The sequence below is a fragment of the Caldanaerobius fijiensis DSM 17918 genome (assembly GCF_900129075.1).
Classification (GTDB): Bacteria; Bacillota; Thermoanaerobacteria; order Thermoanaerobacterales; family Caldanaerobiaceae; genus Caldanaerobius; species Caldanaerobius fijiensis.
Map to the genome: position 1 here is coordinate 1 of NZ_FQVH01000029.1, position 11,668 is coordinate 11,668.

Genomic DNA, 11,668 nt, shown 5'->3' on the forward strand with positions numbered 1-11,668 from the left:
TTTTCTTTAGTTTCACTTTTTCACCCCCTCGTCTTTCGCTTTTTAAGCTTATTTTTTTACACATATAGTATACACCAATGCAATTTACAATTAAATAGCCGGCTTTCATCTCTCTAATAAATTAGAGAGGATTCCCGCCGGTTTTTCCTAAATACTTTAATTGTTCTTTTATCGTTAATAGTGTTGTTATGAAACTCTGATGATGTCTTACCCATTTTAACATTGTTATAGGTGTAGACTGTTGTTCATGTTTTTGTTCACATGCCTATTATAACGCCTTTTTCAAAAAAAGAAAAGCCACAAAAGAAAAACCGCATAAAAAAGGAAGTTTCTGTGACTTCTCCCATCTCTTCATTAAATCAACTTCTTCTCCACTACACCCAAAATTACACCCGCCACCGTCAAAAACGGCGTAAACACAATAGCACTTTTCAACGTATATACTTTCCTGCATATCATCACTATCGAGTACACCGACACAATTATTAGTGCAACTGCCAGCATTGATCCGAACCTCTGCAGGCCTAACAATGCACCCAACGCGCCCCACAGCAGCACATCGTCAAGCCCTATCCCGCCTCTGCTTATCACACGCACCAGATACGGAAAGCCCAGACCGAATACAAGGCCGAGCAAGCTGCCAATAACACTCTGCCTGCTGTACAACAGGTACAAAATGTATACAGCTGAAAGCACATATCCAACAGTTAGTGCCTCTTTCGGCATCCGGCGCGTTCTGACTTCTTTGTATGCAATGTACAGCAGCAAAGGCAAAACTATGTACATCATATGGCTTCTCCTTCTACGTTTTTTATTATTTATTTCTACACAAACCGTGAAATTCCTTCTTTGTGCGGTTACACAATGGACGTCAATGTCCTTATGCGTACTTTAACACTTGGACATGCATGTCTGCAACTACCTCATATATACAAAAAAGCTGCCGGATGTTCTCCGACAGCCATTTTATGATTTCTATAGCACATATTTACCTTTACAATATTTTCTAACGCGTTCTCGCACATTCTTTCGCTGTGGTAAATATCTTTACACTTATTCGAGTTTCATCGTCAAATTTATCTACCATTTATTTAATTTTTTTATTATAATTATCTTTAAGGGGGTAGTGCTCATAATGTTAAGCAACATATTGAACAGTGCCCCTGCTGGGAAGGAGTCCTCTCTCTCCAGCTCTCTCGGGCTTAACAAATAGAGGGGTATGTTAGCTGACAGGGGGTAGGCTAACAAAGAAATGCGAGGTAGGGTAAAAAAGGACTCCAACCCCCGTTAATCCACTTAAAAATCATCATATTCACCATCGCCGTCGTAATATCTGTGGCCATAAAACATACCATGGCACTCTTTACATAAACTGTGCAGACGTTCCCATTCCAATTCCCTTATCTTGCCGCTTCGCCCATTATCGGCATTTTCCCCTGCACCTAGACGTTTCCAAAATATGCTCATTAAGAGTTTCCTTTTGATAAAAGTTACTATTTGTATCTTTTCGGTGTTTGATGTAAAATTATATATGCTTTCACTTTTCCATGAAGGAGTTTGCAGAAATGGATGAAAAATGTAGCTGGAACTGCTCCGCAACTTACTCATCAACACCATCAGCATGAACATGCCCGAAGAGATACTCTTGAAAATCAGTCGAAAGTTCGACAGATGCCTCATCGAGTATTACCGCAAAACTTTAAATCAAAATTCCTCTCCAGATAAAAAAGAATCTTAACGCTTCATATTATGAATATCAATGTGCTTTATACGGCTATTTCATGCTTTTTAGACATGCTTGTCCAAAAGCTACACTACGTACAAAAGGCTGTTATATGCTTTCCAACAGCCTAACCCTAACTATCGCCACTTTTTTTGCTTAATAGTCTTTTTTAATCGATTTGCGCAGCATTATAATAAGTCCTATAATTCCTAACCCAATGCCCATCCCGTCAAACATTCCCTGCAAAAAATCTGTAATATAGATGTGTTTGCTCAAATAGGTTGTAATAGATATTGCAAGTATTCCCAATGAAACTGCAGATAAGCCCAATTTATTATTTTCCATAGCACACCTCACCTCTTCCCTTATCTGTCATCGTCCATATTATTTCTTCTTTTGCTTCAATTATATAAAATTACCATGCCATTGTATGTCAAAATATGTCGTAAAACAAAAAATATAAAAAAAGAAAATTCTTGATGTTTTCTTCTTTTGTTACACTCCCCGCTTCTGCGTACTTTAACACTTGGACATGCATGTCCATAACCGCGTCAATCCCACCACTCTCTTACATGCTCGCTCAAAAACGAAAAAAGTTCCCGTTTGTCCTTCTCCTTACTTCTCGCTAACAGCTGGTACTTTTAATCCCTCGTAATAGACCTTAACCATCTAGGCCATTTTGCATACCGCACACACACATAAAAAACACGTTTGAATATCTATCCATTCAAACGTGCCCGCAAAACAAACTATCCCCTACTTACTAAAGTACTTCTCCAAATCTTCCGGTTTCTCTATGTCGAATATGTCATCCGTTATCCTTTCCAAAACTTCATTGTCAGCGCTTTTTATCAACTCCTCATACTTTTTCGGAAGTTCCTTGAACTTCTTATTGAGCAGCTTTAACACCATTTCTGCTTTGCCTTTCTCCATAATCATCTTATAAGATGACAGCTCTTCCAATTTTATCACCCTTTCCACCTCCTCAAAAATTCTCTTTATAACTTCTTTGCTGTAAGCTATACCTGAAAGCAGTTCCGCTCTGAACAATATCGTCCTTTTTTCATCCACGTCCACAGGCGCATCTTTGATTAAGTCCACGCACATCTTGAGATACTTCTCTCCCGCTTCTACCCTTTTCCTTCTGTCAACTATCGGCAAAAGCGAATACAAATCAAAGTAGTTCGTCTCCGCTATATCCGAAAACCTGAATTCACCTATGTCTATAATCCTGTACCTGTAATCGAGTTTGTTATCCCCCACCGCATAATCAATCCCGTTATCCATTTTTGCTTTGTCCTTGCCTATATACAGCACCACCTGATACGGCTTGAGTTTGTGCTTTTCCATTATCTCCAATGCGTATCGCAGCATCCTACACGGCATCATTTTGTCGTTTTCGGCCTGAAACTCTATATGAACGGCAATCTCTCCTGTATCCGTATCGCACTTAAATATCATATCGCTGTCCCTGCGCTCTACCCTTGTAAACTCTATGTTAAGTTCTTCCAGTTTCTTGAAGTTTATACCCGTTAAGTATACGATTATATCGTCTGCTATATCTGAAAATATGCTCTTTAGAGTCAAATCGTATGTTTGAGGCATTCTATCCCCCTTTTCCTCTCTATTCTACACATTTATTATACCACAAGGGGCTGACAAAAAGAGCATTATTACGCAACGTTGGTTATAAACAAAAAAGACAAAGCACATTTACACTTTGTCGTTTATAAGTCGGTATTATACATTTAGCCAGCCATCCCTACCGTCATACGCAGCAACCTTCCACTCTATTTTTTACATTACTCCTACACGAATCACAAGATTCCTTTTTTTTACACTTTCTATAGTGCGGACATCAATGTCCTTTTTATACGTACTTTCGCTACTACGGACATGCATGTCCATAACCCCATCAACAATCCCACCATGTGCTTCAGCTTGTGCCTCATTATGCGCAGAAAATAACGTTCGTTCCAATCTCTGTCCTGCCATATTTACCGGAAGCTATCTTATCACGTCCTTTATGCCTTCTTTAACGGCGTAATATATGCTTCTTAACATCTATACCCCCCTGCTCTTGGACATGTGTGTCCAAACCTACATACAACAATAGGCCGCTGGATGTCTTCCAACAGCCTTAACTTCTTTGTTGTGGCTAAATTAAAAACCGCTACTTTCATCCTATCTTCTAAAGGAGATAAGCCTTTCCGTAGTGATTTTATAACAAATTCATCATAACACAGAGGGATTTGACAAAGCTTTTATTGCCTTTCTCACCTGGGGAATAGCATATACCACTAGACAGATAACCAACTCAGGTCCTATTACAGTGGCATTGTATACCAGTGAATAGTAAACGGGGTTCATCCCTTTAGGAGCATACGATGCAAAGAAAACAAAACCCGATATAAAATGGAATATAAACCTTCCTACCCCTCCTGCTATTATACCCAAAGGCAAACTCTTTTTAAAAAAGCCCGCTATCCCCAGCGCTCCAAATGCCAATCTAGTAAGCTTATTTTTTTCATACATATAGTATATAGCATTTTTTATTAAATATCAATTCTATTTGTATATTTTCTTTATACATATAGTATAATTTATAACTACAATTAAATAGCTGGATTTCATCTCTCTAATAAATTAGAGAGGATTCCCGCCGGTTTTTCCTAAAGGAGATGGGCCTTTCCGCAGTGATTTTATAACAAATCATCATAACGCAGAGGAGTTTGACAAAGCTTTTATCGCCTTCCTCACCTGGGGAATAGCGTATACAACTAGACAGATAACCAGCTCAGGTCCTATTACAGTGGCATTGTATACCAGTGAATAGTAAACGGGGTTCATCCCTTCAGGAGCATACGATGCGAAAAAAACAAAACCCGATATAAAATGGAATATAAACCTTCATACCCCTCCTGCTATTATACCCAAAGGCAAACTCTTTTTAAAAAAGCCCGCTATCCCCAGCGCTCCAAATGCCAATGGATAATCTAATAAAAGCTGAACCCAGTGAACCACAAAAGCATCCTGTATCAATTGCAAAAAACCATATGCCACTCCCGCCGTTATACCTGCCGTTGGCCCAAAGATATACGCGTAAACAAAAAGGGGAAGCATACTGGCAGGCGTAATCGTGCCCCCTTGAGGCATATGATATAGCTTCACATACGACAATACAAAAGATATGGCTATGCTCAAACCCCCGTATACAATGGTCCTGGTATCGTATTTCCTCCTTTTGTCGCTTATGTGAAGGATTAAAACCACTACCAGCACCACAGCGAGAACCACAATGGTGATTACCTTTATCTTGGCAAAATCTCTGAAGATGCTGATGAGATACTTCATAAAAAATATCCCCTCTCTCTATTATCTTTCATTTTCTTACGATATCTCCGTTTTTCTTCAACTTTCTCACTCCAACAAAAACTCTTCATGGTTTATACTATCATTTTTACTTGAATTATCCACAAATACGTGACTTTAATATGCCTCACTTGTTATTTCCGTATTCTAACGGAATAATTCTACTTTTCTCAATAGTGAATAGGTAAGGCTTTGTACCCTGCAACCCGAGCAACGCACCCAACATGCCCCACACAGTAGCACATCATCCAAGCTACACCACCTCTGCTTATCACACACACCAGAGATGGAAAGTCTGAACCCAAATGCGACGCCCATTAAGTTACTAATAACAGACTGATTACTGTACAATAGATACAAAATATATACCGCCGCAAACACATATATACAGCAATCAGTGTCTCTTTCGGCATTCGTCGAGCCTTGATTTCTTTGTGCGCTGTGTACAGCAGTAACGCTAGAACTATATACAGCATATGGTTCTCATTTTACGTTTTTTGTATTATTTCTATGTAAATCGCGAAATTCTTCCTCTATACGTCTACGGCATGGACATCAATATTCTTGCACGTCCTTTGGTATTAAAAATAGGCACTCCTCCCCATAACTAAAGTTAGGGGCTACCGCGCCAAGTTATCGGTGAGTTTTCTTTCCACTCTCTCTTCTACAGCACTTCCTTTTAGAAACGGGTCAATCACCACAAAAGCCCTTTTGCCGTGCTTCTTGCAATTTCAATTTCTTCTATGCAGTCTAATTCCCCTTCGTCAAAGAAAATCTCAACCGGAAAGTTCACTTTAAATTTCATATTCTCCCCTCCATTTGAAACGTTTTAAAATCTCGTTCATTACTTTAAAGCTATATTTTTTACAGACTTACCCTCATAAAGCTGAGCTTTAAGGCGCACCATCAAAGGGAAATCCTTCCTATCTCCTCTCATGCGACGATAGAGGATTTCCGCCGCTTTCTGGCCAATTGTCTCCATAGGTTGCACTACCACAGACAGCGAAGGTTTTATTACCTTTGATAACTCTAATTGGTCAAATCCTATTATGGACACCTGTTCTGGTACCTGTATACCTATGTCGTTTATAGCCATTATAGCACCTATAGTCATCTCGTAATTGGATACAAATACAGCTGTCGGCGGACGATCCAGCTGCATAAGTTTTTTCATAAGAAAATAACCGGTATCAATAGTGTAATCTCCGTGAAGCTCGTATTCCTCTTCTATACTTATACCGTAATCGTCTAAGACGCGCTGGTATCCTTTATACCGCTCTCTGGACGTGGAGATATTATCCGGCCCTGTGATTATGCCTATTTGCCTATGGCCGTTTATCACCAGGTGCTCCACTGCATCGTACGCTGCATTGGTGTTGTCAACCACCACCGCGTCAAACTCCTCATCGTCTACCAAACGATCTATCAAGACCACTGGAAACTCCCGTCCCATTATCTCGTACACGTGACTACCTACATTAGTAGTAGGCATTATAATAACTCCATCAACGTATTTGTCTTTAACAAACTGCAATTTGGCTTTTTCTTTCTCTACGTCTCCTTCCGAATCGCATACGATCAAACTATACCCGTACTGATCAAGAAAACGCTCCACTCCCTCAATAACACTCATACTGAATATATTAGCCAATGCGGGAACCAAAACAGCTACAGTCATGGATCGATTGGTTTTAAGGCTTCTCGCAACAGGGTTTATCTTAAAGTCCAACTGCTGTATCGCCTTTTCTATTTTCAAACGGTTCTTTTCGCTGACTGTATAACCGTTCAGATACCTGGATACCGTGCCCACGGAAACCCGCGCTAACCTTGCTACATCTTTAATCGTAGACATTTCTCTCCCATCCTTTGCAACATTGAATCGTTTTAATTTGCATATCCATTATAAACCTACAATTATAATGTGTCAATATTATCTATATTTAAAACAAATGATCTTTGGTCGCCAAATAATTTTCTTAATCTGCGCTTCATGCCACCATGTATCAAAATCTGAATTACCGTCAATCATCCCTTCACCAATGATATTCACATTTTCCACATTAATACCTGTTACTATACTGGCGAAACTGTCAGCAGCCTCCCCCTCCCATGAACCTAAATAATAATCTTTGCCTCGTCTATGGGACTTTATTAAACCGGGTAAAACGGGATACAATCCTTTCTTTTTGGCACCTAGAAAAATACCCTCCCGTTTTCACTTCCATCAGGACTCATCCTATACAATGCCAACAAGCTTTTTACCTCTGCTCTGCTATAGACATAAGCATGAATCACACAAGGGGTGTCCACTGCCTTGTTGGACCCTCTGCCGTACTCATAAATATACCTTCATCAAGAGTACTAAAGTGACTTCTCCCATCCCCTCAAGGGGATAGGCTTCCTACCTTCAGGCTCATCGGTTTTCCTGCCGGCAAGCTACGTACACATGCTTCGTACCGTGCACATTGTGTAGATATTTGCAGGCTACACCGGTTCTGACGCATCTCTGCTCCCGGTGGGGCCGTCACTCCGCCACTACTACTCCGGTTACTACAGCTTATGCTGCCTCACCAGGAGATACTTTCTTGAACACGTTGTACCTTCTGTCCCACCTGTACACCTCTACCGGCTTCATTCTCAAAAGCCACCCTAAATCGCATCTGCCGTACAGGTGGTTCTTCAATATGTTTGCACTCCCGTTTATGTCGGCGTGTATTGTCTCTCCACATTCTTTACACTTCCACAAGCCTCTTTCAATACGGTATTCCTTGCTCCTCACTCCGCACCGGCTGCACCTCTGCGAACTGTATCTTTCATCAGTTTTCTTGGATTCTATCTGCTCATCAAACTCTTGTAGCTGTGCTGCGTCTCTATCTTGGAATACGGCATCTGGTTTATCTTCTGACTCGCCACCTTGTTCTTATCCCCGGTCTGTGCGCTTCGCCTCAAATCGGTTAAATCACCTAACAGCGATACTGATATGTTCTCTTCTTCATCCAATTTACTCATCAGCTTCGTCAATGAGTTTATCAGCTGATTTATCCGCCTCTCAAGCTTCTTCACTTCTTCAATATTCTGCCCTTCGCTTTGGACAGCTTTCTCATCTTCTTTGAAGCGTCCTTGAGCTTGCTCATCCTGCTCTGAAATTCCGCTATCACCTTGTTCCGATACTGCACAAGAGACAGGATTTCTCTGCACATTATTAGCTGCCCGCTTCCTCCGTGGATGTCCTGGCTATCGCCGCAGAGTTAATATCGTATGCAGATACCTTCTCGCTCACCGATACGGGTATGATGCCGTAATCCCACGTGACGTGCAGCTGAAGATGCGATACATCCTTTTTGCGATACACCGCCTTTACCTTTACCTCAATGGGAGTTCCATTGAGCTTTGTTCCATCGGACAGTATCAGCATATTTGCTCCCTTCGGCAGCGGTATCGTTACGCTTTCCATCTTCCGCGAAAATTTCAGCGCTATAGCATTATTTTTGTACTCGAAAGCTTTGTTCCCGTTCTTCCACTTTATCGTACGCCACAGGTGCTTGGATTTGTAGCTTGGTGGTCTCATCTCATCATGGCCGTTCTCTTTCGATCGCACCGCTTCAAAGTAGTTCTCCACGACGCCCTGTGCGCTTTTGGAGTGAAGCTTCTTCCACGACTGGTAGTGTTTAAATTTTGCCTTGAGTTCGCTCTCGGTCGGATACTCCCTTCCTTCTTTTGCTGCCTGCTTGCTTTCCCATACGCATGAGTTCCATATTTTTGTTGCAGCAAGCATGGGTTCTCTGAATTTGTCAAGCCACTCCTCACCCTTGAGCGGTATCACCTTTGTTAGGTACAACCTTCCTTCCTGCTGCTTGCCTTTCTTTTTCGCCCAGCCCATTCTTCCTCTCTTGAGTTAAATTATATTACATTCTTAATGAAAATGCAGAAAACTCAATCCTGACATTCCTCAATATAGTGCCGTATCGTTTCGGCTGAAACGGTACCGGCTGTACCTACATAATAGGTATCCGTCCACAAGCTTTCATTTCCCGTCAGCTTTTTGAGATGCGGATACTCTTCTTTAAGATACCTTGATGTGTACCCCTTAAATGCATTGATCAGTTGCGATGGTGCATATCTGGGTGGTGCAGATACGAAAAGGTGTATATGGTCGGGTTGGACGGACAAATCCAGTATTTTCACCTCCATACGTTCACATTTTTCTCGAAGCAACCGCTCAAACTCCTTTGCAATGTCATCTCTCAATATATAGTGATAGGTAAGGTTTTGATGTTATCTCCGCCTTTTCCCCCATTTCAACCCGTACGTGAGACTTTCGCCTCATACGGCTTTCCAACGATTAGCCGCCATTTCGGAGTCAGGCACTAACGTCGCCGTTATTGCCTGCTTGTAATAACTCTCTCATAATGATTCGTTACCCATTATTTCAGGGCCTTTCAAGATTAGTCTTTCGAGAATTATTACAAGAACTAATCGTCTGGTGTCCTTCGCTCAGTTTTGTTTATGTTACAAAACTTCATCACTACTATGACACCTCTGACTCCTGTATATTCATCGCTTCAGGCTCTCCTACGTTCCGACTCATCTATCCTTATTCGGCCTTTAGGAGGGTACTATACTCCGGAAAATTCACACCGGTGTTTGAACCGCAGTTGTACACCGGCTATCATAAGCCATTACATGCTTATGCAGGCATAACAAAGGAAGAATGTTACGCCTGATTTCCATCGTTACCAACTTTCGCTGGCAATACATAACGGAGCTTTAAACATACCTTTCTTTCGTCTCCATAAGCCTGGATGTCCGCACCATTATCATCCTCGCCTTTCGGCTTCACCTGGCTTTATACCACCATATACAGCAATACATGATGGCATACAGGAGTATCAACACGCACACCGCTTCAGCTTTGGTACGCCTCATCAGCGTCGGTTCTGTGTGGCAGAGGAATTTCACCTCTGAATTCAATGAGTCAGTTGTCACTCTTTATAGAGTGCTGGCGTTTTTCCTGCCTTACCGGGGCAGGATTATCGCGCAAACGCAGCGCACCTTCCTTCTGTATTTCGGTATCCACACAAAGTGATAGTTGATATTGTAGTGAGAGTACCTCGTTTTATCTTTATCCATACTTTAATTGTAGCAAAAATTAAAAATCGCTGCTTTCATCCCATCTCCTTTAGGAGATGAGATGAAAGCAGCAAATTTATAAAATCGGAGGAGACTCCTACAAAAATCAGATGTAAACAACACTATTTACGTTCATTATATTATAAATTATTTAATTCTAAACGTTGCAGGATATTTTTTTGGCTCGCATCCTGTAACATCAATAATCAATGCCTGTTCCTCACAATTCCATTGAAGTGGTGTATCACATCCCACAAGTTCTACTTTATTAATACGCGGCAAGGCAAACTTTGACTTTCTCCCCAGCGACTTTATGGTAACACGACCGTTCTCAGGCCATTTGAGAACAGTTGCATATAAAGTATCTCCTTTTGTAGTAAATCGTATATCCTCACTCGTAAACGCACTCCGATGCGTATCAGTAAAAGCACCTTCAGCGACCTTTGTAGGACCTTCCCCAAACACCTTCCAAGGTCGCGTTCCATAGATGGCCTCCCCGTTAACCTTGAGCCAACCTCCAATTTCCATGAGGATTTCCTGTTCTGGCTCCGGTATGGTACCATCAGGCTTCGGCCCAATGTTGAGAAGTAGCGACCCGTTCTTGCTTACAATATCCACCAGATCACAGATGATATCATTAGGAGTCTTGTAATCATGGTTCTTTATATAGCCCCATGAGTTCTTTGACACCGATGTATCTGTTTGCCAAAAACGCGGTCGAATATCCGAGAGCTGCCCTCGCTCTATATCAAATACAGCTGTTCCTTCCTCAAACGCATTATTCTTATAGTTTATAGCGACCTCTTTGTTCCATTCTGCTGCTCTATTGTAATAGTAAGCTGCAAACTTTCTGAGGTATGGCTTAAATGCAAGATTTTGTATCCACCAATCAAACCACACGATCTGCGGCTGGTATTTGTCGACCAATTCACAAGCGCGGAGCAACCAGTCTTCTAAGAATTCCTCATCAGGAGGGCTGTCCTCAACGCTGCCCAAATCTTTGGGTGCAGGCATAGCAGGGCCATAAAAATCCTTGTAGCGCGGATCTTTTACATCTGAATCAAATTTCATCCCGCCGTCAAAAAACCACCAATGTTCAGCGCGATGGCTTGAAAGGCCAAAAACCAGCCCTTTTTCTCGAACTGCTGTCGCCAGCTCTCCTATAATATCCCTCTTGGGTCCCATATTGGCGGCATTCCATCTAGAAAGAGCACTATCATACATCTGGAAACCGTCGTGATGCTCAGCCACAGGAACGACGTATCGCGCTCCTGACTTTTCAAACAAGTCAGCCCATGCCTTAGGATCAAATTTCTCCGCTTTAAACATGGGTATAAAATCCTTATAGCCAAACTGGCTCTGCGGACCATAGGTTTTAACATGATGCTCAAACTCAGGAGTACCCTGCTGATACATATTGCGCGGATACCACTCGTTCCCAAA

13 protein-coding genes and 2 pseudogenes are annotated in these 11,668 nt (G+C 41.7%); all 15 read right to left on the reverse strand.

The features are described 5' to 3' along the window. Positions 1–354: 354 nt before the first annotated feature. Positions 355–789: a prepilin peptidase gene (locus BUB87_RS10550; protein WP_073345124.1), complete on the reverse strand. Its 435-nt coding sequence runs from the start codon at positions 787–789 to the stop codon at positions 355–357. Positions 790–1,296: 507 nt separating this feature from the next. Continuing rightward, positions 1,297–1,467, reverse strand: coding sequence for a hypothetical protein (locus tag BUB87_RS14405; RefSeq protein ID WP_159432403.1), 171 nt, complete (start codon positions 1,465–1,467; stop codon positions 1,297–1,299). A 412-nt stretch (positions 1,468–1,879) separates the two neighbouring features. Continuing rightward, the gene (locus BUB87_RS10560; RefSeq protein ID WP_073345129.1) at positions 1,880–2,068 is read right to left on the reverse strand and encodes a hypothetical protein; all 189 of its coding nucleotides are present in this window, start codon (positions 2,066–2,068) and stop codon (positions 1,880–1,882) included. A gap of 411 nt (positions 2,069–2,479) precedes the next feature. Next, a complete protein-coding gene (locus tag BUB87_RS10565) occupies positions 2,480–3,328 on the reverse strand; it encodes a DUF4351 domain-containing protein (protein WP_073345132.1) in 849 nt (282 codons plus the stop codon). 192 nt (positions 3,329–3,520) lie between these two features. After that, positions 3,521–3,703, reverse strand: a complete 183-nt coding sequence (locus tag BUB87_RS10570) for a hypothetical protein (RefSeq protein ID WP_159432404.1) — start codon at positions 3,701–3,703, stop codon at positions 3,521–3,523. A gap of 255 nt (positions 3,704–3,958) precedes the next feature. Continuing rightward, entirely contained in the window at positions 3,959–4,258 is a 300-nt protein-coding gene (locus BUB87_RS10575; RefSeq protein WP_073345137.1) for an energy-coupled thiamine transporter ThiT, read from the reverse strand. Between the two features lie 180 nt (positions 4,259–4,438). Next, positions 4,439–5,077: pseudogene (gene thiT, locus BUB87_RS10580) on the reverse strand (energy-coupled thiamine transporter ThiT). 862 nt (positions 5,078–5,939) lie between these two features. Beyond that, positions 5,940–6,947, reverse strand: a complete 1,008-nt coding sequence (locus tag BUB87_RS10585) for a LacI family DNA-binding transcriptional regulator (RefSeq protein WP_084111220.1) — start codon at positions 6,945–6,947, stop codon at positions 5,940–5,942. A gap of 705 nt (positions 6,948–7,652) precedes the next feature. Further along, positions 7,653–7,931: a zinc ribbon domain-containing protein gene (locus BUB87_RS14760; protein WP_268761641.1), complete on the reverse strand. Its 279-nt coding sequence runs from the start codon at positions 7,929–7,931 to the stop codon at positions 7,653–7,655. Beyond that, positions 7,928–8,293, reverse strand: coding sequence for a hypothetical protein (locus tag BUB87_RS14765; RefSeq protein ID WP_234946025.1), 366 nt, complete (start codon positions 8,291–8,293; stop codon positions 7,928–7,930). The genes BUB87_RS14760 and BUB87_RS14765 overlap by 4 nt, the downstream gene beginning before the upstream one ends. A 4-nt stretch (positions 8,294–8,297) precedes the next feature. After that, entirely contained in the window at positions 8,298–8,975 is a 678-nt protein-coding gene (locus BUB87_RS14770; protein WP_234946026.1) for a hypothetical protein, read from the reverse strand. 53 nt (positions 8,976–9,028) lie between these two features. Next, on the reverse strand, positions 9,029–9,346 hold the full coding sequence (tnpA, locus tag BUB87_RS10600; RefSeq protein WP_456059099.1) for an IS200/IS605 family transposase: 318 nt from the start codon (positions 9,344–9,346) through the stop codon (positions 9,029–9,031). A gap of 463 nt (positions 9,347–9,809) precedes the next feature. Beyond that, on the reverse strand, positions 9,810–9,935 hold the full coding sequence (locus BUB87_RS14885; protein ID WP_268761639.1) for a hypothetical protein: 126 nt from the start codon (positions 9,933–9,935) through the stop codon (positions 9,810–9,812). A gap of 209 nt (positions 9,936–10,144) precedes the next feature. Continuing rightward, positions 10,145–10,225: pseudogene (locus BUB87_RS15095) on the reverse strand (IS200/IS605 family transposase); the annotation flags it as partial. A gap of 147 nt (positions 10,226–10,372) precedes the next feature. Then, positions 10,373–11,668 (reverse strand): alpha-L-fucosidase (locus BUB87_RS14565; RefSeq protein ID WP_073345198.1); only part of this gene is annotated, 1,296 nt, incomplete at its 5' end.